Raw genomic sequence first — 25226 nt, 5'->3', positions numbered from 1 at the left:
GCCGGTCTAGGGAACGCTCGGTCCGGTGGTGTCGTCGGTGGCGCGGCCGCCTGCCTTGTAGAGCAGCCGTTTGAGCTCGTGTCGCTCGTCGGCGGTCAGAGTGGACAGGACACTCTCGTCCACGGCGTGGATGGCCGCTTCGCCGCGCCTGAGCAGTGCCTTGCCCTCGCGAGTCAGCTCGGCCGGCAAAGGCCTGCCCGCGGGAATTGATGCCGGACGCGTGACCGCGCCACGGTCCTCGAGTGCCTTCAGCACCTGGTTCATCGCCTGCGCCGAGACCTGGTTGTCGCGGGCCAGCTCGGCGCTGGTGAGCCCCGGCTGCACGGAGAGAACGCGCAAGCAGACGAACTCCGGCATGCTCAGCCCGAGCGGGGCCAGCTCGGCGATGGCTCGGGGTCGCAGCGCCGACATCACGCGATACATGAGGTAGCCCAACGGCTGGTCGTCGGCTTGTTCCATGGCACACATGCTGACAGATGCTATGAGCCGGCTGTGCGCACTCAGGCGGATGACGTCGACTTTTGCGGCGCACCATCAAGCTCCTTGACACCCACTGCGGGCGTCCGTATCAAGGAGGTTGATAGGTAGTTGGGCGGATGCAAGTCGCAGCTGTCACCTCGGAAAGGAAACAACGAGATGTCTTTTGGTGGATTCTCAGGCGGACCTGGCTTCGGCGGACCGGACTTCGGTGGGCCCGGATTTGGCGGACCCGGCGGTGGCGGCTTCGGGTTCGGTGGTCCCGGATTCGGTGGCGGCCCCGGCTTCGGCGGTTTCGGCGGCAAGGGCTTCGGCGGCCCCGGTGGAAAGGGCCCGTGGGGTCTCAAGCGTGCGGCGTTTGTCACCGGTGCCCTGCTGCTTGACGGCCCGGCGGATGCCGCGCAGATCGTGCAACGTGTCAGCGACGCGACCGACGGCGCCATCACCCCGCCGCAGGATATTGCCGACCTTGCCATCGGCCTGCTCGCCGGCCGCGGTGTGGTGACCGTCGACAACGGCACCGCGACCCTGACCGAGTTCGGCAAGAACCTGCTCGCATGGCGCGGCGTCAGCAGCGAGACCGTGCACGCATTCCTCGGGAAGGCATCCAAGTTCATCGATGTCATCAAGATCCACAAGGGGCTGCGCGAATTCGGTGAGCTGGCTCGCTCCATCGTCCTCGGCGGCACCGACGAGCAGAAGGCCGCGCTGGCCGAGAACCGGACCAAGATCCTGGACGCGATCACCGACGCCAAGAAGGCACTGCACCGCTCCCTCGGCGAGAGCTGACACCCTCACCAACCCGACCCAGTCGTCGAGACTGCGGTCAGATCGTGGAATCGTCGAGATTCGCGATCTGACTGCAGTCTCGCGGGTGGCCTGGGGTCATCTGCCGTACTTGGTGACGTACTCCGTCATGGTTTTGAGCTGATAGCGCGAGACCTCCGGGGCGGACTCGTCCTCGGCGAACACCGACGACACCATCACCGCGTCGGGCCGGTCGTAGAAACCGATCTCGGCCAGGCCGCCGAAGAACTCGTCCCAGTCGACGTCACCGTCGCCGATCTTGAGGTGCTGATGCACCCGCGCCGGGTTGCCTGGGGGATTGGTGATGTAGCGCAGGCCGTGGCTGCGGTGGTGGTCCATGGTGTCGGCGACGTGCACCAGGCGCAGCTTGTCGCCCGCGGCCCGCATGATGTCGATCATGTTGGCGCCCATATGGAACGTGTGGCATGCGACGTAGACCATGCCGATGTTGGGGGAGTTGACGCCGCGGATGATCCGCACCGCCTCCAGCCCGTCCTCGACGAAGTCGTCGGGGTGTGGATCGATGCGAACGTCGATGCCCTCGCGCTCGAAGATGGGCACCAGTTCCTCCATGGACCGGAAGAACGCACGCTCGGACTCCTCGGCCTTCTCGGGACGGCCGGAGAACTCCGTGTTGATGACGTTCACGCCGAGGTCGACGGTGATCTGGACTACCCGCTTCCAGTTGCGCACCGCGGCCTCTCGCGCGTCCTCGTCGGGACCCGACCAGCGCAACACCGGCAGCACCGACGCGATACCGACACCGGCATCAGTGCAGGCCTTGCGGAACTTCGACACCAGGTGATCGTCTGCCCGCGGGTGGTTGAAGAACGGGATGAAGTCGCGGTGCGGGGTCAACTGCAGGTGCTCGTAGCCGAGATCGGCCACCACGCGGGGGAATTCGAGCAGCTCGTAGTCATGGTGGAACGGCGTGGGATCCAACGCGATCTTCACGTCACGCTCCGGTGATCGATGCGCGGTCGACCATCGTGACCTCGACGGGCAGCCCGCTGGTCAGGGACTCCACGCCCGCCTCGCACACCGCCGCGGCGGCGTAACCGTCCCACGCGGTGGGCCCGTCGACGTTGACTCCACTACGGACGGCGTCGACCCAGCGCTGGAACTCGGTGTCGTAGGCCTGACCGAACCGCTCCCGAAAGCCCGGCGTGATCTGCCCGCCCCGGGTCCCCGGCGCGCCCGTGCGCACCAGCCCGACGTCCAGGCCGATCATCGCGCTGCCCCTTTCCGCGACGACCTCGGTGCGGACCTCGTAGGCGACACCAGTCGTCACGAACAGTTCGACATCGACGTGTTTACCCGAAACGGTCCGCAGTATCGCGATCTGCGGGTCGGCGAGCCCTTGGGGCGCACCGGGATTGGCCGAGGGCTTCACGATCTGGATCGAGGCGATCTCCTCGTCGAACAGGAAGCGGGTGACGTCGACCTCGTGGACGAGGGAGTCGCGGACCACCATCGCGCTGTCGAAGCTCGGTGGCACCGCGGGGTTGCGGTGCGCGCAGTGCAGGACGAGCGCGCGGCCCAGGTCGCCCGAGTCGAGCAGCGCCTTGAGTTGGGCGTACTCGTGGTCGAATCGGCGCATGAAGCCGACCTGAATGAGTCGTGTGCCGAGATCGGCCTCGCGCTTGACGACCTCCAACGACGTGGCGACATCGGTGGTCAGCGGCTTCTCGCACAGCACCGGCTTGCCGTGCTCGAGGCAGGCGAGCAATTGCTTCTCGTGAGTGGGACCCGGGGTGGCGAGTACGACGGCGTCGACGTCCGGATCGGCGATCGCGTCGAGCGGGTCGACGATGGTGCGACAACCGGGGATGGTGGCGGCCAGCTGCTCGGCCTTCTCGGTGACGTAGTCGTTGACGACCGACACCCGGGCACCGGAGATCCTGGTGCTCAACCGGGCGACGTGATCGGCACCCATGACGCCCACTCCGAGGACGGCTACACGCAAGTCGGACATGGCTTCTGAGTTCTCCTGAGTTAGTTGAAGCGAACGGATGGCACGCCGCACGACCCGAGGTAGGACCGGGTGCGCTTGGCGATGGGCAGCGGGGCGTCGATCTCACACGGATACATGTCCTGCTCGACGATCGCGAACACGTCGATGCCGAGCCCCTCGATCTCGGCCAGCAGCGGTGGCATCTCCGGAATTCCCAGCGGGGGCTCGATCATGGCGCCGAGCTTGACGGCCTCGCCAAACGGCAGGTCCTCGGCCTCGACCTTGGCGCGTACCGCGGGATCCACCTGCTTGAGATGCAGGTAGCCGATGCGTTCGGGTGCACGCCGGATGATGGCGATGTTGTCACCACCGCAGTAACTGATGTGCCCGGTGTCCAGGCACAGGTTGACGAACTCGCCGTCGGTGCCGTCGAGGAAGCGGTACACGCTCTCCTCGGTGTCGACGTGGCTATCTGCGTGCGGGTGGTATTGCGCGCGCACGCCGTACTTCTCGAACATGGCCCTGCCGAGATCGTTCATGCCCTGGGTCTTCTTGCGCCACTGCGCGGGAGTGAGGTTGCGGTCCTCGAGCACCGCACCCGTGGCCGGGTCGCGCCACATCTCCGGGATCACGACGACGTGCTTGCCGCCAACTGCCGCCGTCAGCTTCGCGACATCCTCGATCTGGGACCACACTGCACCCCACGAATCGTCCTGATGGAGATGCTCGAAGACCGTGCCCGCCGACAGCTTCAGGTTGCGTTGGGCGAGTTCATCGGAGAGTTTGGCGGGATCGGTCGGCAGGTAACCGAAGGGGCCGAGTTCGATCCACTCGTAGCCCGACGCCGCGACCTCGTCGAGGAATCGGGTGTACGGGGTCTGCTGCGGATCGTCGGGGAACCAGACGCCCCAGGAGTCGGGGGCCGAACCAACGAGAATGCTTGCCATGGTGTTTCGTGTCCTCTTAGCGATCGGAGGGGCGGATGTGGGCGCGCTGGATGGTCTTCCATTCGGCGTAGGTCGTATACGCGGCGCGGGTGGAGTCGAGTGCCGACACCTCGCTGACGGGAACGTCCCACCAGGACTCGCTGTCGGGTGCGGGGATCATCGGATCGGTCTCGACGTGAATCACGGTGGTGCGATCGCTGGCCTTGGCCACCTTGACGGCATCGCCGAACTCGGACGCCGTGGCGACCTTGATGACGTCGGCGCCCAGGCTGGCGGCGTTGGCGGCGAGATCGACGGGGAGCTTGTCACCGTCGAGGCGGCCGTCGTCGCTGCGGTAGCGGTAGGACGTACCGAACCGCTGTGACCCCAACGCCTCCGACAGTGACCCGATGGAGGCGAAGCCGTGGTTCTGCACCAGCACGACGATGACCTTGATGCCCTCCTGCACGGCGGTCACCAACTCCGTGGCCATCATCAGATAGGACCCGTCGCCGACCATGACGAAGACATCGCGGCTGTCGTCGGCCATCCGGACACCCAGGCCGCCCGCGATCTCGTAGCCCATGCAGGAGTATCCGTACTCGACGTGGTAGCCCTTGGGATCCCTTGTCCGCCAGAGCTTGTGCAGATCGCCGGGCATGGAGCCGGCGGCGCAGACGACGACGTCGCGGGGATCGCTCAGGGTGTTCGCCAGGCCGATCACCTGGTTCTGGTTGAGCGCCGCGCCCCGCTGGCCGTCCGTGATCGCGTACGCCGCGGAGACGGTGTCGTCCCACTCCTTGGCCAGCGCGGCGGTGCGCGACCGGTAGTCATCGCTGACCGAGTAGTCGCCGAGCGCCGCCTCGAGTGCCTCGATGGCCTCCCGCGCGTCGGAGACGACGCTGATGCCGCCCTGCTTGACCGAGTCCAGCGACGCCACGTTGATGTTGACGAACCTGACGTCGGGGTTGTTGAACGCGGTGCGCGATGCGGACGTGAAATCGCTGTAGCGGGTACCGATGCCGATCACCACGTCGGCCTCGGTGGCCAGCGCGTTGGCTGCGGTGGTGCCCGTGGATCCGACGGCTCCCACACACTGCGGATGGTCGTAGGACAGCGCGCCCTTGCCTGCCTGGCTCATGCCGACGGGGATGCCGGTACTCTCGCAAAACGCGGCGAGTGCCTCGGTGGCACCGGAGTAGACGACGCCGCCACCGGCGACGATCAGCGGTGTGTGGGCCGACCGGATCACCTCGGCGGCGCGCGCGATCACCGAACGTTCCGGCAGCGGCCGGGCGATATGCCAGGTGCGTTCGGCGAACAGGGATTCCGGCCAGTCGTGTGCCTCAGCCTGGACGTCCTGCGGGATGGCCACGGTCGCCGCGCCCGTCTCGACGGGATCGGTGAGCACACGCATCGCGCCGAGCAGCGCGGCGGGCAGCTGCTCGGGGCGCCACACCCGGTCGAAGTAGCGCGACAGCGGTTTGAATGCGTCGTTGACCGTGACGTCGCCGCTAGCCGGCAGTTCCAGCTCCTGCAGCACGGGGGAACTGACCCGAGTGGCGAACGTGTCGGCGGGCAGCAGTAGCACGGGCAGCCGATTGATGGTCGCCAACGCGGCGCCGGTCAGCATGTTGGTGGACCCGGGGCCGACGCTGGCGGACACCGCCCAGGCCTGCAGGCGGTCCCTCTGACGGGCGTAGGCGACGGCACTGTGCACCATGGCCTGTTCGTTGCGTCCAAGCACGTACGGAAGCAGTGGCGCGGTGCCCGCCTCGGCGGCGGCGACCTCGTCCTCGAGCAGCGCCTGGCCCAGGCCCGCCACGTTGCCGTGGCCGAAGATGCCGAAACAGCCTGCGAAGAATCTGCTGCGCTCACCGTCGCGTTCGACGTACTGGGCTCCGAGGAACCGAACGGTGGCCTGCGCCACCGTGAGTCGGATGGTCGGCTCGGCGTCGGGCGTCTTCTCGGCTCGTTTGGGTGCGGTGGAGACCACGTTTACGCTCCTCTTGGGTCGTGGAGGGGCAGGCGGGGGTCGACGGCCTGGTTGTCCCAGGTGCCGCGGAGCCAGGTGTGCTCCGGGTCGTCGACGATCTTCCAGGCGCGTTCGGCGCCCGGTCCGGCCATGACGTTGAGGTAGTACATGTGATAGCCCGGCGCGGCCACCGACGGACCGTGGTAGCCGTGCGGCACCAGGACGACGTCGCCGGTGCGGACCTCTTCGAGGACCTCGATCGGACGGTCCGGGGTGCCGTACACGCGGTGGTAGCCGAAGCCGCGGGAGCCATCCGGACCGGCCGCGATCTCGAAGTAGTAGATCTCCTCGAGTTCGCTTTCGGTGGCGGTGGTCTCGTCGTGTTTGTGCGCGGGGTAACTCGACCAGTTGCCGCCCGGTGTGATGACCTCGCAGGCGATCAGCGAGTCGGCCTCGAAGACGCCCGCGGTACCGAAGTTGTGCACCTGGCGGCTGCAGTTGCCGGCACCGCGCAGTTCGACCGCGACATCGGCGGCCGCGACGCGCCGGTTCGGGAACGACCGCTTGGCCCGGGCGCCACAGATCGCGAAGCGGCCCTCACCGGAGATCACATAGGACTGATCGACGCCGAGATACACCATGTCGGACGGGCCGTCGAACACCGAGGCCCTGGGCGCCACCTCGAACGTCTCGCCGCCACATTCGACGGTGCCACCGCCCGCCAGCGGCAGGATCATCACCTCGGTGTCGCCAGTTGTCAACGAGATGGTTTGACCTGCAGCCAGTTCGACCACCTGCAGACTGGACTCGGTCCAGCCCGCCGACTCCGGGGTGACATCCACGGTGTACGGAGCTGTCGCGCTGTTGGCGGGGATGTAGAGCTTGCTATGCACCTCTCACCTCACCATCGACACGGCCGTGGAGACGGCGGATGCGACGTCTTCATCGGGTGGGTAGAGCAGTGTGCGACCGACGATCAGGCCGCGCACCGACGGCAGCTCGAGCGCCTTCTCCCAACTGGCGAACGCCTCATCGGGATCGGCGGGATCACCGCCGAGGAGCAGCGTCGGCATGGTGGTGGCCTCCATGACACGGTCCATCTCGTCGACGACGGGCAGCTTCATCCAGGTGTATGCCGACGTCGAGCCCAGTCCCTGGCCGATGTGGATCGACTTGATGACGGCGTCGGGGGAGAGGTCGTTGCGGACCTTGCCCTCGATGCGGGTCGACATGAACGGTTCGAGCATGGCGATCAGTCCGTGTGCCGCCAGTTCGTCGATGGCCTGTGCGCACGCGGCCATCGTCGCCACCGTGCCCGGGTCGTCGAGATCGATGCGGCACAACATCTTCCCGCCGTTCATGTTGGCCGCCGCCGTGGACGCGGCGGTGGCCGCCGTCATGCGGTCATCGAGTTCGAACGACGCGCCCGCCAGACCGCCACGGTTGAACGACGAGAACACGACCTTGTCCTCCAGAGCCCCGAGTAGAAGCAGGTCGTCGAGGATGTCGGAGGTGGCCAGCACGCCGTCGACACCGGGATCGGCCAGCGCCGCGCGCAACCGGTCCAGCAGATCGACGCGGCTGTTCATTGCCGTTGGGCGCGAACCGACAGCCAGGGCGCCGCGGGCGGGATGGTCGGCGGCGACGATCATGAGGCGACCGTCGCCACGCACCGTGGGCCTGGTGGTGCGGGCCTGCCAGGCCCTGGCGATCGCGAGCGGGTCGCAGGCGCGGAGGTCGGTGACAGCGGCGTAGTCGGCGCAGACCGTGCCCTGCCTAGACATTGACGGCTCCCACTGCGGTCTGTTCGGCGAGCGCGGCGACCTCGTCGGCCCGCGGCATCGCCGTCGAGCACTCGAGGCGGGACGCGACGATAGCGCCTGCCGCGTTGGCGTAGCGCAGCGTCTTCTCCAGTGGCCAGTCGTGTAGGAGGCCGTGGATCAGGCTGCCGCCGAAGGAATCCCCGGCCCCAAGGCCGTTGACGACGTCGACCTCGTTGGGCGGGACGGTGACCGAGCTGTGCCGGGTCCTGCCCAGCACCCCGCGCGGTCCCTGTTTGACGATGGCCAGTTCCACGCCGAGGTCCAGCAGCGCGTCGGCAGCCTTGTGCGGGTTGGACTCGCCGACGGCGATCTCGCACTCCTCGCGGTTTCCCACCGCGACCGTGACGTGTCGCAGCGCGCGTTGCACCTGCTCGGTGGCCGCGGCCGGCGACTCCCAGAACATCGGTCGGTAGTCCAGGTCGAGGACGGTCAGGGGTTGCCGCTCGCGCGCCGCCCACGCCGCGAAGTGTGCGCTGCGGCTGGGTTCTTCGGACAGCCCGGTGACGGTCGACCAGTACAGTCGCGCGCCCCGCACCGCGTCGACGTCGATCTCGTCGGGCCGGATCTGAAGATCGGGTGCCGAGGGCTTCCGGTAGAAGTACAGCGGGAAGTCATCGGGCGGGAAGATCTCGCAGAAAGTGACTGGCGTGGGGTACTCGCCGTGCACCGTCACGTACCGGTTGTCGACGCCGAGGTCGGCGAGTTCGGCACGCACGAATCGCCCGAACGGGTCGGCGCCGACGCCGGAGATCAGAGCGGTGCGGTTCCCCAAACGTGCTGCAGCGACGGCGACATTCGCCGCACTGCCGCCGAGAAACTTGCCGAACGTCTCCACGTGCTCGAGGCCGACACCGGTTTGGAGGGGGTAGATGTCGACGCCGCAACGCCCGATGGCGAGGACGTCGAACGGTTCGGTGCTTGTCAATTCATCTCCCCGGACAGTGGTGGACTGGGCTCGTCTATGACTGTGCCCCGCGTCACTCCGCCGTGTCAATAGTTTGTCCTGACATTCGGACTTTCAATCATGCCGGTGATAGCATCCGGCTACTGTTTCTCGTCAGTAGCCCGAGATCGGAGTAGGCGTGCCCGTAGCGGTTGAGCTCGACAGGTCCAGCCCGGTTCCTCTCTACTATCAGCTCGCCCAGGCGATCGAAGCCGCGATCCGCGACGGAGACCTGGCGCCGGGCGATCGCTTCGAGAACGAACTCGCACTGGCGAAGCGCCTGACGCTGTCCCGGCCCACCACCCGACGTGCGATCCAGGAACTGGTCGACAAGGGCCTCTTGGTGCGCAAACGGGGCGTCGGGACCCAGGTCGTCCAAAGCCCGGTGCACCGCCGGGTGGAACTGACCAGCCTGTTCGACGATCTCACGCGTGCCGGGCAGACACCCACGACCGAGCTTCTCGAGTACCAGCGGATGGTGGTCGATGAGGAGGTCGCGACGGAGCTGAACCTCGCTGCCGACGCCGAGATCGTGATGATCCAGCGGCTGCGGTGCGCCAACGGCGAGCCGCTCGCGGTGATGACGAACTACCTGCCCGCCGACCTGGCGCCGGACGCCGAGGAACTCGAGGCGAGCGGCCTGTACCAGGCGCTTCGCACGCGTGGCGTGCACATCCGGTTGGCGCGCCAGCGGATCGGTGCCAGGCCTGCCACCAGGTCGGAGGCACGGCTGCTCAACGAGAAGGCGGGGGCTCCGCTCCTCACGATGAGCCGCACGGCGTTCGACGACTCCGGCAAGGCCGTCGAGTACGGCAGTCACTGCTACCGCGCGTCGCGGTACTACTTCGAGACCACGCTCGTCGACCGATGACGGCGGCGGGGCGTCAGCTGAACGCCTGACGGAATCGCTCCAACGCCACGGTGCTGTCACCGGACGCCCACGCCTCGAGGCCGACCGTTCCGCTGAACCCGATCTCGCGCAATGCCCTCGCGATGGCGGGGTAGTGGATCTCCCCGGTGCCTGGCTCACAGCGGCCGGGGACGTCGGCGACCTGGATCTCGCCGATGGCGTCGCCGCACCGGCGGACGAGCTCGACGAGGTTCCCCTCGCCGATCTGTGCGTGATACAGGTCGAGCATCATCTTCACGTTCGGATGCGCGACCGCCTCGACGAGTGCCAGCGTGTCCTTCGCGCGTGCCAGTGGCACACCGGGGTGGTCGACGATCGTATTCAGGTTCTCGACGCAGAACGTCACGTTCGCTGCGGCGCCGAGGTCGCCGATGCGCTCGAGTGCTCGCCCCGCTGTCAGCCACATGTCGCCGGTGGTGCGGTAGCGGGGCCGGGCCGCCTGACCGTCGACGAGTTCGGCGGTGTGCAGGTTCAACCGCGGAACCCCAAGGGTCTCAGCGGCTTTGATGCTCAATTCGGCCGTGCGCACGACTTCTTCGGCACCGTCGCGGTCGACGAGGTCGCCGTGCAGGTAGCCGGTCATCGACGAGAACGTGGCCCCGGTGCGCGCGAGTGCCTGCAGATCCTTGTCGTGCCAGCTCCAGATCTCGACGGCGAAGCCCAGTTCGTCGATCCGCTTCACGCGATCGAGGATCGGCAGGTCGGTGAACACCATCTCGGAGCACGCCGCCAGTTGGAGTTCCGTCATCGTTTGTCACCCATCTCAATCTGACCTGGATCAACGGACCCTAACATTTGACCTGCAGTCCGAATGTCCTAACAAAGTATTGACATTCTGGTGTGAGCCGTATTACATCAGGACCGAGGCGTGTCGCAGCGCATGGTCCCATCGGATCCGAAGACGCGGCCGGCCAAGTCGAGACAAGGAGACAAACAATGGCGTTCAGGCGGCTCGCGGCGATTGCTGGAGCGGGCGTTATCGTGCTCGGGATCGTGTCGTGTTCATCGACCGGCGGGAAGCCCGCGTCCTCGGGTAGTGGCATGGGCGGAGGAACCGTCGACACACCGCGGATGACCGTCGCGATGATCACCCACGAGGTGCCCGGCGACTCCTTCTGGGACCTCATCCGCAAGGGCGCCGAGACGGCTGCCAAGAAGGACAACATCGAGCTGCGGTACTCCAACGATCCGGAGGCGCCCAACCAGGCGAACCTGGTGCAGAGCGCCATCGACAGCGGGGTTGACGGCATCGCCGTCACGCTCGCCAAGCCAGACGCGATGGCACCTGCGATCAAGGCCGCCATCGACAAGGGCATCCCGGTGGTGGCCTTCAACTCCGGTTTCGACAACTTCAAGCAGATGGGTGTGCAGGAGTACTTCGGCCAGGACGAGAAGCTGGCGGGCGTCGCGGCGGGCGAGCGGCTTACCAAGGACGGGGCTCAGAACGTCATCTGCGTCATCCAGGAGCAGGGCCAGGTCGCGCTCGAATCACGTTGCGCCGGTGTCGCGCAGGGATTCAAGGGCAAGACCGAGATCCTGAACGTGAACAGCAAGGACATGCCGTCGGTCGAGGCGACGATCACCGCCAAGCTGCAGCAGGATCGCTCGATCGACCACGTCGTGGCCCTCGGTGCTCCGATCGCGCTGACCGCCGTTCAATCGGCGAGCAACGCGGGCAGTTCGACCAAGATCGTCACCTTCGACACCAACGCCGCACTCGTTGACGCCATCAAGGGCGGTCAGGTGCAGTGGGCGGTGGACCAGCAGCCGTTCCTGCAGGGCTACCTCGCCATCGACGGCCTGTGGCTCTACGTGAACAACAAGAACCTGATCGGTGGTGGCCAGCCCACCTTGACCGGACCGTCATTCATCGACGGCTCCAACATCGATGCCGTAGCCGAGCTGGCCAAGGCCGGAACTCGATAGAGACGACGGGGAGAGCAGACGTGTCTACTCAAGCAGAACTGGATGTCGCCGAACACAAGGTCGTCCGCGATGAACGGGTGAAGGAACGCAACCGCTTGCAGCGCACGCTGATTCGCCCGGAGATGGGCGCGGGCATCGGTGCCATCGGAATATTCGTCTTCTTCTTCGTCGTGGCGGCGCCGTTCCGGGAGGCCTCGTCACTGGCCACCGTGCTGTACGCCAGCTCCACAATCGGCATCATGGCCTGCGGTGTCGCGGTGTTGATGATCGGCGGCGAGTTCGACCTGTCGGCAGGTGTCGCAGTGACATTCAGTTCGCTCGCGGCGTCGATGCTGGCCTACAACCTCCATCTCAACCTCTGGGCGGGTGCGGGCTTGGCGCTGATTCTCGCGCTGGCCGTCGGCTTCCTCAACGGTTATCTGGTGATGAAGACCAAGATCCCAAGCTTCCTCATCACGCTGAGTTCGTTCTTCATGCTGGCCGGCATCAACCTCGCGGTCACCAAACTGGTGGCCGGCCAGGTGGCCACGCAGAGCGTTAACGACATGCAGGGCTGGGACTCGGCGCGCGCGGTGTTCGCCTCGTCGTTCACGGTCTTCGGTGTCAGCATCCGCATCACGGTCGTGTGGTGGCTCGTCTTCACCGCAATCGCGACTTACGTCCTGTTCAAAACCAAGATCGGCAACTGGATCTTCGCCGTCGGCGGCGACGCGGAAAGCGCCCGCGCGGTCGGTGTTCCCGTGACCAAGGTCAAGATCGGGCTGTTCATGTTCGTCGGATTCTGCGCCTGGTTCGTGGGCATGCATCTGCTGTTCGCGTTCAACACCGTGCAGTCCGGTCAGGGCATCGGCAACGAGTTCTTCTACATCATCGCCGCGGTCATCGGTGGCTGCCTTCTGACCGGCGGGTACGGCACCGCGATAGGTGCTGCCATCGGTGCGTTCATCTTCGGTATGACCAACCAGGGCATCGTGTACGCCGGATGGGACCCCGACTGGTTCAAGTTCTTCCTGGGCGCGATGCTGCTGTTCGCGGTGGTCGCCAACAACGCCTTCCGTAACTACGCAGCGAAGAGGTGACCCGTGACCACAACAGTTGAACGTCCCGAGCACGACGCTCCATCGGGCGGCAATGTGCCACTTGTGGAGTTGCGCAATGTCGGCAAGTCCTACGGCAACATCACCGCACTCAAGGACATCTGCCTGCGGGTGCACGCCGGTCAGGTCACCGGCATCCTGGGCGACAACGGCGCTGGGAAGTCCACACTGATCAAGATCATCTCGGGACTGCATCAGCAGACCGAGGGGGAACTGCTCGTGGACGGTGAGTCGATGACGTTCGGCTCACCCGCCGACGCGCTCGCCAAGGGCATAGCGACGGTGTACCAGAACCTGGCCGTCGTTCCGCTGATGCCGGTGTGGCGCAACTTCTTCCTCGGCCAGGAGCTTCGTAAGAAGACATTCCCGTTCTCGTTGGACGCCAACGCGATGCGGGCCACCACGCTGACCGAACTCGCGAAGATGGGCATCGAACTGCCCGACGTCGACGTGCCGATCGGCTCGCTGTCAGGTGGTCAACGCCAGTGCGTCGCGATCGCCCGAGCGGTGTTCTTCGGGGCGCGCGTGCTGATCCTGGACGAGCCGACGGCCGCGCTGGGCGTCAAGCAGTCCGGCGTGGTGCTCAAGTACATCACCGCCGCCAAGGAGGCCGGGTTCGGCGTCGTGTTCATCACACACAATCCGCATCACGCGCATATGGTGGGCGACCACTTCGTACTCCTCAACCGGGGCAAACAGAAGCTGGACTGCACGTACGACGAGATCACCCTGGAACACCTGACCCAGCAGATGGCCGGTGGTGACGAGCTGGAGGCGCTATCGCACGAACTACGCGGCGCCAAGTAGTACCCGAATCTCCGCGAGGGCCCCGCCGACCGATTGGCCGGCGGGGCCTTCGGGTATGCCGGACCCATGACTCCAGACATCCCGATATCGATAAAGACAGAGGACGCCGGTCCGCGCCGTGTCAGCCGCAGCGTCCAGGTCGCGGCTCCGGTGGCCGATATCTTCGCCTGGTCGGCGATCCCCATCGTCACCCGGAGATCGACGGCTCGGGAACCGTGCGTGACATCGACGTCGAGGGTCCGCACAAACTCGCCCAGGGGGACGAGTTCACCGTCGGCATGTCGCAGTACGGGGTGCCCTACAAGATCAAGTCCAAGGTCACCGACGTCGAGGAGAACCACCTCGTCGAGTGGCAGCATCCGCTGGGGCACCGCTGGCGTTGGGAACTCGCGGAGGTCAGCCCGCGCACGACGAAGGTCACCGAGACATTCGACTACTCGACGGCGAAACTGCCCTTCGTCATCGAGCTCCTCGGGTATCAGCGCAAGAACGCCGACGGCATCGAGTCGACCCTGCGGGCGCTCGCAGACCGATTCGCCTAGCGCACCCACCGCCGAAATCGTCGTCCCTGTCGTTGAGCGTGCGAGTTCGCGACCCTGGGTTCGGTCTCAGCGGGCGACCGGTGGTCGAACCGGCAGCGCCTAGCGTGGCTCCATGCCCGCCGCACGGTAGGCGTCGTCGATGAGGGCCATGTTGGCCACGGCGTCCGTGTTGTCGAGCGGGATCGGGGCACCGTCGCGGACGTGCGCGGCGAAGGCCTCCAGCTGGTAGGTGTAGGAGGCGCGCCTGCCGTGATGCTCGACGGTGGTGCCGGCCGACGTGCTGATCGTGATTCGGTCGTCCTCGTGCGGCTTGATGAAGTTGTGCACCAACGCTTCTCCGCGGGTTCCGATCACCCGCAACGTGAACGAGTACTCGTCGGCGACCATGGTGTTGGTCGACAGTCCGGTGGCGCCGGAGGGGAACGCGACCTCGACATCACACCACTCGTCGATCCCGGGTGTGCGCTGACCCGCTTTGGCCCGCACGACCGACGGCGCACCGAAGCGACGCATGATGTGCAGGCCGTAGCAGCCGAGGTCCATCAACGCCCCACCCGCGAGTTCCAGCGACCAGCGCGGGTCCCCGGGTTGCGGTGCGGGCATCCCCATCCGGACCTCGACTCGGTTGAGGTCGCCGAGTGTTCCGTCGCCGGCCAGTTGCAGCGCCCGCTGTGTGACGGGATGGAAGTAGTAGTGGAAGCCCTCCATGACCGTGACCCCGGCGGCATCGGCGGCCGCCGCGACGTGCTGCGCCTCGGCGCGGTTGCGCGCGAACGGCTTCTCGGTCAGCACCGGTTTACCGGCCTGCACCGCCGCCAGGTTCCACGGTGCGTGCAGCGAATTGGCCAGCGGGTTGTAGACGACGTCGACCTCCGCGTCATCGATGACGTCCTGGTAGGACGCGACGACACGTTCGACGCCGTACTTCTCGGCGAACGACTCGGCACGCGAGCGGTCCCTGGCGGCGACGGCGACCAGCCGGTGGCCCAGTTCTCCTGCGGGCCCGACGATCGCCGACTCGGCGATGCGTGACGCGCCGAGCACTCCAATGCGGATGCTCATGACGTGACGGATCGCAGATAGGCCACACTCGCCACGACGTCGGCCACCGGGCCCTCGCCGTCGGGTTCGCCGTCGAGAATCGTGTCCTGCTCGAGCACGAACCAGCCGTCGAAGCCGTTGTCCCGCAACACCGAGACGATACCCGCGATGTCCACGTCACCAGTGCCGAGCGGTGTGTACATGCCCGCCTTCACCGCCTCGGTGTACGTCAGCTCTCCCGACTGCACCTTGGCGGCCAGCGCGGCGTCGACATCCTTGAGGTGGGCGTGCGCGACGCGGCCCGGCACCGCCTTGGCCAACTCCAGCGGGTCGGTGCCACCGATCAGCAGATGCCCGGTGTCCAGACACAGCGGAATCGACGAACCCTGTAGCACGCGGTCCACGTCGGCGCGGGTCTCGACCATGGTGCCGACATGTGGGTGCAGCACGGCCAGCAGGCCCCGCTCGGATGCGATGGCGGCCAACCGATCCAGGTTGGTCAGCAGCGTGGCCCACTGGGTGTCGTCGAGCACGGGGCGCGAGTCGTAACCTTCGGCGCCCGTCGCGGCAGCGAGCACGACCACTCCGGCACCCGCTGCCACCAGCGACTCCAGCGGTCCGGCGAGATCACCGGCCGGGTCGTGATCCGCCCTGAACAGCACGACGGGCACGAAGCCGCCCACGCACGCCAGGTCGTGCTCGCGCAGCACCGCTCTCAGGTCGTCGGTGTTCGTGGGAAGGAATCCCTCTGGCCCCAATTCCGTTGCGGTCAAACCCGCTCCGCGCATCTCGGCCAGTACCCGGTCCTGCTCCAGCTGGAAACCCCAGCCGGGCACCTCGCACACGCCCCATGAGATCGGTGCTCCGGCGACCTTGATTCCCCGGTCGCTGCGCTCCTGCCCGCCGGTGTCGATTCCCCGGTCGCTGCGCTCCTGCCCGCCGGTGTCGATCGTGCTCATGCGTTGCGGACCTCCGCGATCGTGACCGGCGCACCCCGGCGGAGTGACTCGGTGGCGGCTTCGGCGAGCCAGGCGACCTCGACGGCATCGGCGACCGTCGCGCCGGGGATCGCCTCTCCCTGCGTGACGCGGACGAACGCGGCCAACTCGGTCCGGAACGCCTCTGTGAAGCGGTCCATGAAGAAGTGGTGCGACGGTCCGGTGGGAAAGTCGTTCGCGGGGTCGGTGTTCCGTAACGGCACGCCCTGATCCCAACCCGCCGCGACGCTGTCGTCGAAGCCGTGGATCTCCAGGCGGCAGTCATACCCGCGGGCGTTGTAGCGGGCGTTGGACACCACGCCAAGCGCCCCGCCGTCGAACTTGACCACCACGGCGGCGGTGTCGACGTCGTCGTACTCGGTGAACAGCGGATCGCCCTGAACCGTTCCGGTGGCGTACACCTCGACGGCGCGCTGCCCGGTGATCCAGTTGAGGACGTCGAAGTCGTGCACTGCGCAGTCGCGGAAGATGCCGCCGGACCCCTTGATGTAGTCCATCGGCGGCGGAGCGGGGTCCATCGTGGTGCTGCGCACCGTGTGTAGGACGCCAAGCGATCCGTCGTCCACCGCACGCTTGGCCGCGGCGAAGGCCGCGTCGAACCGGCGCTGGTAGCCGACCTGGACCGGCACGCCCGACTTGAGGATCACCTCGGCGATGCGGGCGCTCTCGGCAGCGGTGGAGGCGATCGGCTTCTCGCAGAACGTCGGGATACCGCGTTCGACGGCGGCCAGCGTCAGCGCCGCGTGGGCGGGTGTCGCAGCGGCGACGACCACGCCGTCCACCCCGGAGGACAAAAGTTCCTCCACGGTGTCAACGGCCTTGACGCCGTGCTTGGCGGCAACGGCGGCGGCGATGTCGGTGCGCTCGTCGGTGATCACCAGGCCGTCGAGACCGTCCAGGCCGGAAAGGGTTTCGGTGTGGAAGGCGCCGATGCGGCCCAGTCCGATCACTCCGAGGGTGGTCATGGGGTTCTCCGTTCGTTCTGCTCGCCGAGCGCGAGGTGCAGTGCTGTGGGGGACATGCCGTCGGCCAGGGCGGCCAGCACGATATCGACCTGACTCGGGGGAGCCAGGCTGCCGATCGGTTGGTCGCGATCGAGGTTGGTGGGGAAGGCATAGCCCTCGGCGGTGGCGTTGACCGCGTTGGCCAGATCCCGATCCGACCGGCCTGCGGCCTTCATCGCCAGCAGTGCCGGGTAGACGGCGTGGACCATCGCGGTGCGGTCCATGGACTCCATGGCGCGCCCGAACGGTGACGAGATCTGCAGCAGGTTGGCCATCCGGGCGATGTCAGCCGATGTGTTCCTACCCGCGCCGTGATAGAGGGCTGGGTTGAAGAACACCGCGTCGCCCTTGCGCAGCGGCACCTGCACGTGGTGTTCGGCGAAGTACTCGATGAACTCGGGTCGGTAGAAGGCGATGTAGCCGGCCGCGAATCGCTGCGAGTGCGGCAGCAGCATGGTCGGTCCGCTGGCCAGTGGCATATCGCAGTGTGCGACGGCGCCCTGCAGGGTGAGCGCCGCCGACATCGCGTGCATGTGCGCCGGATAGGCGGCCAGCTGATCCTCATCGACGAAACCGAGGTGATAGTCGCGGTGCGGAACCTGCGCGGCGCCACCGGGATTGACGACATTGACCTGTGAGGTCACCTGGTACCGCGGGCCGAGCCAGGCCTGTGACACGACCGCAAGGGCATCGGCGGCGTAGTAGTCGGCGAACACATCGGGGGAGTGCAGCGCGAGCTTCTGCGCGGCGTTCCAGATCCGGTCGTTGGCGCCTGCCTTGCCGAAGTGGTCACCAGCGGCCGCGCCGTCGGCGCGCTGCTCGGCGATGAGCGCGGTGAAGGCGTCGCTGGCGCGGTCCACGACGTCGTGATTGAAGGCGTCCTCGAACACCACCACGCCGGGACCGTCGGCGAGCGCGCGGATCAGCTCGGCCTGCAGGGCGCGTCGGTCCGCGCTGGCGACCGTCTCGGCGTCGTAGACGAGCACGCCCGCACGGATGTCGGTCGCGAGCGGGTAGTCGGCGTGGACGGAGTCGCGGGAGACCTCGGCGTGAAAGGCCGCGAGATCGCAGTCGGATTCCTCGATCCATGCCCGTCGTGGGGCGGTGAGTGGTGCGGCCATGCCCGCTAGTCTTGTTGTGACCTGAGCCGCAATCAACACCAGAAAACCATCAAAAAGCCATCACCTGCCGCGTCTGGCGGAGCGATTTCGGCGCGAAAAGGCGCGCTCAGCGCGGGTTAGCGCGCCGAAATCGCAGAGGAAGTGAGGGGAGAGATGCCGCACCGGTACAAGGTCCGCGAGATCGCTCAGCAGGCGGGGCTGAGTGAGGCGACGGTCGATCGCGTCCTCAATGACCGCGCCGGCGTCCGTGAGAACACCCGCGCCGAGGTTATGCAGGCCATCGCCGACCTCGACAAACAACGTGCGCAATTGCGACTCAACGGCCGGCGCTACCTGGTCGACGTGGTGATGCAGACTCCGCAGCGGTTCTCCGACGCCTTCCGGGCCGCGATCGAGGCCGAACTCCCCGCGTTCGCGCCTGCGATGGTGCGGGCCAGATTCCACCTGTGGGAGGCGGGGTCGACGGCGCAGATGGTCGACGTGCTGTCGCGGATTCGAGGCAGCCACGGCGTCATCCTCAAGGCGCAGGACGAACCTGAGGTGGGCGAGGCCGTCGACCGCCTCGTCGACGCCGGGGTGCCCGTTGTCACCTACACCACAGACGTGCCGACCAGCGCTCGGTGCGGCTATGTCGGCATCGACAACCACGGCGCGGGTGTGACCGCGGCGTACCTCGTCGATCAGTGGCTGGGATCCGATCCATCAGGCGTACTGATCACGCTGAGCCGCACGGTCTTTCGTGGCGAGGGTGAGCGTGAGGTGGGATTCCGGGCGGGGCTCCGCGGGTCGGGGCGACACATCGTCGAGGTCAGCGACAGCGACGGTATCGACGCCACCAACGAGGCGCTGGTTCTCGATGCGCTCGAGCGTCACCCCGATATCGAGGCGGTCTACTCGGCAGGTGGTGGCAACACCGCGACGGTGGCCGCGTTCGAGAGGCTCGGCCGGGCGTGCAGGGTGTTCATAGCCCACGACCTGGACGCGGACAACCGGCGCCTGTTGCGTGACGGCCGGATCTCGGTGGTCCTGCACAACGATCTGCGTGCCGACGCGCGACTGGCGATGCGCCTGATTCTGCAGCAGCACGGTGCACTGCCCGCCGAGCCGTTCCGGCCGACCCCGATCCAGGTCATCACGCCGTACAACCTCCCGGCCTGAGCGTTGAATGGTTGAAATCCGACCAACCCCGATAGCATTTCGCCCCACGGCGCGCCAGAACGCGCCGACGTAGACCAGGAGATCATCGGTGTCGAGAGAACTCGTCAACGGCGTGACCGTCCTGGGCAACCTGGCGATCGACGTCATCAACGGAGCCCCCAGGAGCCCGGGCGGCTGCGCGTCGTTCGCCGGCGTGGCGCTGCAGGCGGCAGGTGGACGCGGCCGCATCGTGGCAATGGGAGCCGAGCAGGACCACACGCTGTTCGCCCCGCTGCGGGAGCGGTTCGGCGATTTGGTCATGATCCTTCCGGCCGATCGCACCAGCGGGTTCCGCCTCGACTACGAAGACGTCGACCACCGCCGTATGTCGGTCGACGCGATTGGCCCGGTGTGGGGGCGTGCCGAGGTAGAGGCCGCCGATCCCGACACCACATGGGTGCACCTCGCGCCGCTGCTCCGTACCGACTTCCCGGCCGAGACGCTGGCGCTGCTGTCCGAGCGGGGCCATCGCGTCGCCTACGACGGGCAGGGCCTGGTGCGGGCCGACCGGTTGGGGCCCCTGGTGGAGGACAGCCACTTTCCCGCCGACCTTCTCACCCACCTCGACATCCTCAAGCTCGCCGAGGACGAAGCCGTCGTGGTCGCCGACGGGGAATTTGACGCCGCGGTCGCCGCACGGTTGGGAGTGCCCGAGATCGTCGTGACGTACGGATCCGAGGGGTGCGACATCCACGTCGATGGCACGGTCTCTCGCGTCCCCGCGGCATGGCGTGTGCTGGATGTGCAGACCACCGGCGCGGGTGACATGTTCACGGCCTGTTATGTCGCAAACCGGGCCGCGGGCGCCGAGCCGACACGGGCCGCCGAATTGGCGAGTGAACTGGTTGCCCGCGAACTCGAGAAGCGGTTGCATGTCGGCTCGCCCGATCCCGTGTAGTCGCAGGTCGTGACGTTGTGCTGGGCAGATGCTCAGCAAGTGTGCGCGTGCCTACCGATCGGTAACCGAGTCTTAGAGAATGCCATTCTCGAAAAGTGACGAAAGCCACAAATCACTGCGGTGGCACTTGACTTCACAGGGGCTGACCTGCGAAGTTCATCGCCCTTTACGTGCGGGTAACCGGCGAGTCCGGTAAAGGTCAGACTAAGAGCAGTGCAATAATCGGTACTGCCAGTGACAGAAAAATCTGGGTGCACGTCATACCAGCGGCGCATCGCGCGGCAGCGGCCTCGATTGCGACATGGAATGACGTAGCCCACACCAAGCGTGAAAGGCAGGGCGTCGTGAGTCTGGACGGCACCGGCAACGGAACTGCCCCGCGGCAAAAGCTCGAGAAGGTCGTCATCCGGTTCGCTGGTGACTCCGGTGACGGCATGCAGCTGACTGGTGATCGGTTCACCTCAGAGGCCGCCCTTTTCGGCAACGACCTTGCCACGCAGCCGAACTACCCCGCTGAGATCCGGGCACCACAGGGCACGCTGCCCGGTGTGTCGTCGTTCCAGATCCAGATCGCGGACTACGACATCCTCACCGCGGGAGACCGTCCCGACGTGCTGGTCGCGATGAACCCGGCCGCGCTCAAGGCCAACGTCGCAGACCTGCCCCGCGGTGGCCTGATCATCGCGAACTCTGACGAGTTCACCAAGCGCAACCTGGCCAAGGTCGGTTACGAGTCCAATCCACTCGAGGGCGACGAGCTGTCCGACTACGTCGTGCAGGCGGTCGCCATGACCACCCTGACGCTCGGCGCGGTCGAGGCCATCGGCGCCACCAAGAAGGACGGGCAGCGCGCCAAGAACATGTTCGCCCTCGGGCTGCTGTCGTGGATGTACGGCCGCGAGCTCGAGCACAGCGAGGCGTTCATTCGCGAGAAGTTCGCCCGCAAGCCCGAGATCGCCGAGGCCAACGTGCTGGCCCTGAAGGCCGGGTGGAACTACGGCGAGACCACCGAGGCGTTCGCCGTCACCTACGAGGTGGCGCCCGCGAAGCTCGACGCCGGTGACTACCGCCAGATCTCGGGTAACACCGCGATGGCGTACGGCATCGTCACCGCCGGTCAGCTCGCGAACACACAGGTCATTCTCGGCACCTACCCGATCACGCCTGCCTCCGACATCCTGCACGAGCTGTCGAAGTACAAGCACTTCAACGTTCTGACGTTCCAGGCCGAGGACGAGATCGCCGGCATCGGTGCCGCCCTCGGCGCGTCCTACGGCGGCGCGCTGGGCGTGACCAGCACCTCGGGCCCCGGTGTGGCGCTGAAGTCCGAGGCCATCGGCCTTGGCGTCATGATGGAACTGCCACTGCTGGTCGTCGACGTGCAGCGCGGCGGACCCTCGACGGGTCTGCCCACCAAGACCGAGCAGTCCGACCTGTTGCAGGCGCTCTACGGCCGCAACGGCGAGTCACCGGTCGCAGTGCTGGCACCGAAGTCGCCCTCGGATTGCTTCGACATCGCGGTGGAGGCCTCGCGCATCGCGCTGACCTACCGCACGCCGGTGATCATCCTGTCCGACGGTGCGATCGCCAACGGCTCCGAGCCGTGGCGCATCCCCGACGTCACGACCTACGACGCTATCGACCACACATTCGCGAAGGCCGGCGAGCCGTTCGAGCCCTACGCGCGTGATCCCGAGACCCTGGCCCGCCAGTTCGCGGTGCCCGGCACGCCGGGTCTCGAGCACCGCATCGGCGGCCTCGAGAAGGCGAACGGCTCGGGCAACATCTCGTACGAGCCCGCCAACCACGACCTGATGACACGCCTGCGCCAGGCCAAGATCGACGGCATCACCGTGCCCGACCTCGAGGTCGACGATCCCAGCGGCGAGGCCGAGCTGCTGCTCATCGGGTGGGGTAGCTCATACGGTCCGCTCGGTGAGGCATGCCGCCGTGCACGCCGCAAGGGCATCAAGGTTGCGCACGCTCACGTTCGGCACCTCAACCCGTTCCCGGCGAATCTCGGCGACGTGCTGGCCAAGTACTCCAAGGTCGTCGCTCCTGAGATGAACCTCGGCCAGCTCGCCATGCTGTTGCGGGCGAAGTTCCTGGTAGACGTCCAGTCGGTGACCAAGATGGAGGGTATGGCGTTCCTGGCCGACGAGGTCGAGGGCATCATCGACGCCGCGCTGGATGGAACGCTTGCTGAGAAGGAAACCGACAAGACCAAGTTCGCACGGTTGGCAGCGGCCACCGTGGACGCTGGTGTGGGAGTAGACGCATGACGGACGTGATTGGGGCCGACCTCGGTCTTACACCTGCCGGTCTGACGAAGACCAGCGCGGTGCCCAGGACTGACGAGCCGCAGAAGGCCAAGGACTTCACCAGTGACCAAGAGGTCCGCTGGTGCCCCGGCTGCGGTGACTACGTCATCCTCAACACGATCCGTAACTTCCTGCCCGAGCTGGGCCTGCGCCGCGAGAACATGGTTTTCGTCAGCGGCATCGGCTGCTCGAGCCGGTTCCCGTACTACCTGGAGACCTACGGTCTGCACTCCATTCACGGTCGTGCGCCGACCATCGCCACCGGCCTGGCGCTGGCTCGCGAGGACCTGTCGGTGTGGGTCGTCACCGGCGACGGCGATGCACTGTCCATCGGTGGCAACCACCTGATCCACGCGCTGCGCCGCAACGTCAACCTCACGATCCTGTTGTTCAACAACCGGATCTACGGCCTGACCAAGGGGCAGTACTCGCCCACGTCCGAGGTTGGCAAGGTCACCAAGTCGACCCCGATGGGCTCGCTGGACTACCCCTTCAACCCGGTGTCGCTGGCGCTGGGCGCCGAGGCGACCTTCGTCGGCCGGGCACTGGACTCCGACCGCAAGGGTCTGACCGAGGTGTTGCGGGCCGCCGCGACGCACCGTGGCGCCGCGCTTGTCGAGATCATGCAGGACTGCCCGATCTTCAACGACGGTTCGTTCGACGCCCTGCGCAAGGAGGGCGCGCAGGACCGCCTCATCAGTGTCTCGCACGGTCAGCCGATCACATTCGGCGCCGAGGGCGAGTTCTGCGTGGTGAAGTCCGGTTACGGGCTGGAGGTCGCCAAGACCGCTGACGTCGCCCCGGCGGATATCGTCGTGCATAACGCCGAGGTCGACGACCCGGCCTACGCCTTCGCGCTGTCACGACTGAGCGAACAGAACCTCGAGCACACCGTGATGGGCATCTTCCGTCAGGTGAGCCGGCCGACGTATGACGAGATGGCGCGCGATCAGGTCAGCTCTGCCATGGATTCCAAGCCCCACGACACGGCGGCTCTGCAATCCTTGCTCCGTGGAAAAGACACCTGGACTGTCGACTGACGTCACCTCTCCGCTGGCCGCGATCGTGCTGGCAGGCGGAGCCTCCCGGCGAATGGGCCGGGACAAGGCCACGCTGCCGTATGCGGGGCTAGATGGTGAGATCACGATGGTCGAGCACATCGTCGCGACGCTGAAGACGCGTTGTTCGCCCGTGTTCGTCATCGCTGCGCCCGGCCAGGCGCTCCCGCAGCTCGACGCCGAGATCCTGCGCGACGAGGTGCGCGGTGTGGGGCCGCTGCTGGCGACAGCGCGCGGGCTGCATGCGGCGGCCGCTGCCGGTCTTGACCTGGCCTTTGTCTGCGCCGTCGACATGCCGTACCTCTCCGTCGAGCTGATCGACGACCTCGTCGGACCCGCATTGCGGCTACATGCCGAGGTGGTCCTGCCGTGGGACGGCCGGGACCACTATCTGGCCGGTGTCTATCGCACCTCTCTTGCCGCTCGCGCCGACGAGCTGGTCGCCGCGGGGGAGCGCAGTATGCGCGCCCTCATCGGCACCACCGACACTCAGCGGGTTGTCATGCCCGAGCAGCGGTCGCTGACCAACGTGAACACGCCCGCCGACCTGTTCTGAAACTCCAGCAAACTGCGAATTATGTCGTGAATTTTCGGCAATTCGTCAAGTCGCTTCAAATTGGCAATTAATGTTGCTGGTGTGGCGTGTTATTCACGTGACAATTCATGCCCCGAAAGGTCGGCTCTAGTCGCCGACCGGCGCGCTCGATCCGTGAAAGCCTCTGAGGTGGAGGTGGTTTCGTGGTCGCGACGGCGTTGAAAGTAAAGGCGGGCAGTCTGATTCATATGAAGTCCGTGACCATTCCTCGTGGTGGTGAGCCACATCATCTGTGCGAGTGGGCAGATCCCGGCCGAGAGAGGGCGGGGATGCTGCGGGCGGTGGCGCCGAGTCCCCATGCAAGAGCGGTTGTCCATAGTTTGAAACACATTGCAGTGCAACGTACTAACGCATCTAGATGCCTGTTGCACTGCCTGGCGGGCCGAATCTGACTGGATCTGACGCCAACCGCACGGGGTTGTAAGTACTTGGCATGCAGTGGGATTCGGTGTTCCTGCAATCCCCTCGGCGAGTTGTGGCTCAGCGAAGGCCGGTGTACCCCGTTCATGCCCTGAGCAGCAGATCTGGTGCGGCAGAATAAAAGTCGGGGACGCGTGGTGCTGGTGTGATCACCGAAAATGTGGGGCAGCTCACAAATTCGTGGTGATCTCGGTCACGGATATGCCGTTCGACGGCGAGCCTGGATGAGTGTCAAAACGCAGTGCTGACCTGCACGGACCCGCCGTTGGCCGAGTCGTTATCTGAACGTTATCTTCCCGCCACACCCCCGTCGCCAAACATGACTTCGCCGAAAAACCTTTGTACGTTCCCAGGGACTCCAAACGGAGCAAACAATTTCAAATACA

Annotated in this window: 23 protein-coding genes and 1 pseudogene; 11 read left to right on the top strand and 13 right to left on the bottom strand. The window is 66.4% G+C overall.

The window, feature by feature from the left end; all coding sequences use genetic code 11:
* Positions 1-6 precede the first annotated feature (6 nt).
* Positions 7-459, bottom strand: coding sequence for a MarR family winged helix-turn-helix transcriptional regulator (locus ABIA65_RS29610; RefSeq protein ID WP_354525781.1), 453 nt, complete (start codon positions 457-459; stop codon positions 7-9).
* A 177-nt stretch (positions 460-636) separates the two neighbouring features.
* On the opposite strand from ABIA65_RS29610, the gene ABIA65_RS29605 reads away from it, so the two are divergent.
* Positions 637-1266 (top strand): hypothetical protein, encoded by a 630-nt coding sequence (locus tag ABIA65_RS29605; RefSeq protein ID WP_354525780.1) that lies wholly within the window; start codon positions 637-639, stop codon positions 1264-1266.
* Positions 1267-1362: 96 nt separating this feature from the next.
* Here ABIA65_RS29605 and ABIA65_RS29600 read toward each other — a convergent pair whose 3' ends face one another.
* The 7 genes from ABIA65_RS29600 to iolC are packed head-to-tail and all read right to left on the bottom strand — an operon-like array spanning position 1363 to position 8887.
* Positions 1363-2238 (bottom strand): sugar phosphate isomerase/epimerase family protein, encoded by an 876-nt coding sequence (locus tag ABIA65_RS29600; RefSeq protein WP_354525779.1) that lies wholly within the window; start codon positions 2236-2238, stop codon positions 1363-1365.
* A 1-nt stretch (position 2239) separates the two neighbouring features.
* Positions 2240-3259: a Gfo/Idh/MocA family protein gene (locus tag ABIA65_RS29595; protein ID WP_241404357.1), complete on the bottom strand. Its 1020-nt coding sequence runs from the start codon at positions 3257-3259 to the stop codon at positions 2240-2242.
* Between the two features lie 20 nt (positions 3260-3279).
* Positions 3280-4185 carry a sugar phosphate isomerase/epimerase family protein gene (locus tag ABIA65_RS29590; RefSeq protein ID WP_354525778.1) on the bottom strand — a complete coding sequence of 302 codons (906 nt, stop codon included), beginning with the start codon at positions 4183-4185 and terminating at the stop codon, positions 3280-3282.
* Positions 4186-4201: 16 nt separating this feature from the next.
* Positions 4202-6160: a 3D-(3,5/4)-trihydroxycyclohexane-1,2-dione acylhydrolase (decyclizing) gene (gene iolD / locus ABIA65_RS29585; RefSeq protein WP_354525777.1), complete on the bottom strand. Its 1959-nt coding sequence runs from the start codon at positions 6158-6160 to the stop codon at positions 4202-4204.
* Between the two features lie 2 nt (positions 6161-6162).
* Positions 6163-7032, bottom strand: a complete 870-nt coding sequence (gene iolB / locus ABIA65_RS29580; protein ID WP_354525776.1) for a 5-deoxy-glucuronate isomerase — start codon at positions 7030-7032, stop codon at positions 6163-6165.
* Positions 7033-7035: 3 nt separating this feature from the next.
* On the bottom strand, positions 7036-7923 hold the full coding sequence (locus tag ABIA65_RS29575; protein ID WP_354525775.1) for a Cgl0159 family (beta/alpha)8-fold protein: 888 nt from the start codon (positions 7921-7923) through the stop codon (positions 7036-7038).
* Positions 7916-8887 carry a 5-dehydro-2-deoxygluconokinase gene (gene iolC, locus ABIA65_RS29570; RefSeq protein ID WP_354525774.1) on the bottom strand — a complete coding sequence of 324 codons (972 nt, stop codon included), beginning with the start codon at positions 8885-8887 and terminating at the stop codon, positions 7916-7918. The genes ABIA65_RS29575 and iolC overlap by 8 nt, the downstream gene beginning before the upstream one ends.
* Positions 8888-9044: 157 nt before the next feature.
* Here iolC and ABIA65_RS29565 point away from each other — a divergent pair, with 157 nt between their 5' ends.
* Positions 9045-9776: a GntR family transcriptional regulator gene (locus tag ABIA65_RS29565; RefSeq protein ID WP_241404363.1), complete on the top strand. Its 732-nt coding sequence runs from the start codon at positions 9045-9047 to the stop codon at positions 9774-9776.
* A gap of 13 nt (positions 9777-9789) precedes the next feature.
* Here the strand turns inward: ABIA65_RS29565 and ABIA65_RS29560 are convergent, their stop codons facing one another.
* Complete coding sequence (locus ABIA65_RS29560; RefSeq protein ID WP_354525773.1) at positions 9790-10563, bottom strand: TIM barrel protein; 774 nt, start codon at positions 10561-10563, stop codon at positions 9790-9792.
* Between the two features lie 188 nt (positions 10564-10751).
* Between ABIA65_RS29560 and ABIA65_RS29555 the strand changes: the two genes are divergently transcribed.
* The 4 genes and pseudogenes from ABIA65_RS29555 to ABIA65_RS29540 all read left to right on the top strand — a co-directional run bounded on the left by ABIA65_RS29555 (position 10752) and on the right by ABIA65_RS29540 (position 14187).
* Positions 10752-11741: a substrate-binding domain-containing protein gene (locus ABIA65_RS29555; RefSeq protein WP_241404365.1), complete on the top strand. Its 990-nt coding sequence runs from the start codon at positions 10752-10754 to the stop codon at positions 11739-11741.
* A gap of 20 nt (positions 11742-11761) precedes the next feature.
* Positions 11762-12820, top strand: a complete 1059-nt coding sequence (locus ABIA65_RS29550) for an ABC transporter permease (protein ID WP_241404366.1) — start codon at positions 11762-11764, stop codon at positions 12818-12820.
* A 3-nt stretch (positions 12821-12823) separates the two neighbouring features.
* Positions 12824-13645: an ATP-binding cassette domain-containing protein gene (locus ABIA65_RS29545; RefSeq protein WP_354525772.1), complete on the top strand. Its 822-nt coding sequence runs from the start codon at positions 12824-12826 to the stop codon at positions 13643-13645.
* Positions 13646-13711: 66 nt separating this feature from the next.
* Positions 13712-14187 (top strand): annotated as a pseudogene (locus tag ABIA65_RS29540) (SRPBCC family protein).
* Between the two features lie 99 nt (positions 14188-14286).
* Here ABIA65_RS29540 and ABIA65_RS29535 read toward each other — a convergent pair.
* The 4 genes from ABIA65_RS29535 to ABIA65_RS29520 form a co-directional block, all read right to left on the bottom strand.
* Positions 14287-15249 (bottom strand): Gfo/Idh/MocA family protein, encoded by a 963-nt coding sequence (locus tag ABIA65_RS29535; RefSeq protein WP_354525771.1) that lies wholly within the window; start codon positions 15247-15249, stop codon positions 14287-14289.
* A complete protein-coding gene (locus tag ABIA65_RS29530; RefSeq protein WP_354525861.1) occupies positions 15246-16106 on the bottom strand; it encodes a sugar phosphate isomerase/epimerase family protein in 861 nt (286 codons plus the stop codon). Before ABIA65_RS29530 ends, ABIA65_RS29535 begins: the two co-directional genes overlap by 4 nt.
* 77 nt (positions 16107-16183) lie before the next feature.
* A complete protein-coding gene (locus ABIA65_RS29525; protein ID WP_354525770.1) occupies positions 16184-17191 on the bottom strand; it encodes a Gfo/Idh/MocA family protein in 1008 nt (335 codons plus the stop codon).
* On the bottom strand, positions 17188-18351 hold the full coding sequence (locus ABIA65_RS29520; protein ID WP_354525769.1) for a phytanoyl-CoA dioxygenase family protein: 1164 nt from the start codon (positions 18349-18351) through the stop codon (positions 17188-17190). Before ABIA65_RS29520 ends, ABIA65_RS29525 begins: the two co-directional genes overlap by 4 nt.
* 153 nt (positions 18352-18504) lie before the next feature.
* On the opposite strand from ABIA65_RS29520, the gene ABIA65_RS29515 reads away from it, so the two are divergent.
* The 5 genes from ABIA65_RS29515 (at position 18505) to mobA (ending at position 24381) form a co-directional block, all read left to right on the top strand.
* Positions 18505-19509 carry a LacI family DNA-binding transcriptional regulator gene (locus ABIA65_RS29515; RefSeq protein WP_241404372.1) on the top strand — a complete coding sequence of 335 codons (1005 nt, stop codon included), beginning with the start codon at positions 18505-18507 and terminating at the stop codon, positions 19507-19509.
* Between the two features lie 112 nt (positions 19510-19621).
* Positions 19622-20446 carry a PfkB family carbohydrate kinase gene (locus ABIA65_RS29510; protein ID WP_354525860.1) on the top strand — a complete coding sequence of 275 codons (825 nt, stop codon included), beginning with the start codon at positions 19622-19624 and terminating at the stop codon, positions 20444-20446.
* Between the two features lie 350 nt (positions 20447-20796).
* Positions 20797-22728 carry a 2-oxoacid:acceptor oxidoreductase subunit alpha gene (locus ABIA65_RS29505; RefSeq protein ID WP_371747094.1) on the top strand — a complete coding sequence of 644 codons (1932 nt, stop codon included), beginning with the start codon at positions 20797-20799 and terminating at the stop codon, positions 22726-22728.
* Positions 22725-23807 carry a 2-oxoacid:ferredoxin oxidoreductase subunit beta gene (locus ABIA65_RS29500; protein ID WP_241404374.1) on the top strand — a complete coding sequence of 361 codons (1083 nt, stop codon included), beginning with the start codon at positions 22725-22727 and terminating at the stop codon, positions 23805-23807. The genes ABIA65_RS29505 and ABIA65_RS29500 overlap by 4 nt, the downstream gene beginning before the upstream one ends.
* Positions 23779-24381: a molybdenum cofactor guanylyltransferase gene (gene mobA / locus ABIA65_RS29495; protein ID WP_354525768.1), complete on the top strand. Its 603-nt coding sequence runs from the start codon at positions 23779-23781 to the stop codon at positions 24379-24381. Before ABIA65_RS29500 ends, mobA begins: the two co-directional genes overlap by 29 nt.
* Positions 24382-25226 lie beyond the last annotated feature (845 nt).

This window comes from Mycolicibacterium sp. 624, assembly GCF_040548615.1.
In the GTDB taxonomy this organism is placed as follows: Bacteria; Actinomycetota; Actinomycetes; order Mycobacteriales; family Mycobacteriaceae; genus Mycobacterium.
This window is presented reverse-complemented; position numbering and strand designations above follow the sequence as displayed.

Coding starts and splice junctions, on each gene's coding strand:
- ABIA65_RS29610 (WP_354525781.1), bottom strand. CDS start 459: ATGGAACAAGCCGACGACCAGCCGTTGGGCTACCTCATGTATCGCGTG.
- ABIA65_RS29605 (WP_354525780.1), top strand. CDS start 637: ATGTCTTTTGGTGGATTCTCAGGCGGACCTGGCTTCGGCGGACCGGAC.
- ABIA65_RS29595 (WP_241404357.1), bottom strand. CDS start 3,259: ATGTCCGACTTGCGTGTAGCCGTCCTCGGAGTGGGCGTCATGGGTGCC.
- ABIA65_RS29590 (WP_354525778.1), bottom strand. CDS start 4,185: ATGGCAAGCATTCTCGTTGGTTCGGCCCCCGACTCCTGGGGCGTCTGG.
- ABIA65_RS29575 (WP_354525775.1), bottom strand. CDS start 7,923: ATGTCTAGGCAGGGCACGGTCTGCGCCGACTACGCCGCTGTCACCGAC.
- ABIA65_RS29560 (WP_354525773.1), bottom strand. CDS start 10,563: ATGACGGAACTCCAACTGGCGGCGTGCTCCGAGATGGTGTTCACCGAC.
- ABIA65_RS29555 (WP_241404365.1), top strand. CDS start 10,752: ATGGCGTTCAGGCGGCTCGCGGCGATTGCTGGAGCGGGCGTTATCGTG.
- ABIA65_RS29535 (WP_354525771.1), bottom strand. CDS start 15,249: ATGAGCATCCGCATTGGAGTGCTCGGCGCGTCACGCATCGCCGAGTCG.
- ABIA65_RS29525 (WP_354525770.1), bottom strand. CDS start 17,191: ATGACCACCCTCGGAGTGATCGGACTGGGCCGCATCGGCGCCTTCCAC.
- ABIA65_RS29520 (WP_354525769.1), bottom strand. CDS start 18,351: ATGGCCGCACCACTCACCGCCCCACGACGGGCATGGATCGAGGAATCC.
- ABIA65_RS29515 (WP_241404372.1), top strand. CDS start 18,505: ATGCCGCACCGGTACAAGGTCCGCGAGATCGCTCAGCAGGCGGGGCTG.
- ABIA65_RS29500 (WP_241404374.1), top strand. CDS start 22,725: ATGACGGACGTGATTGGGGCCGACCTCGGTCTTACACCTGCCGGTCTG.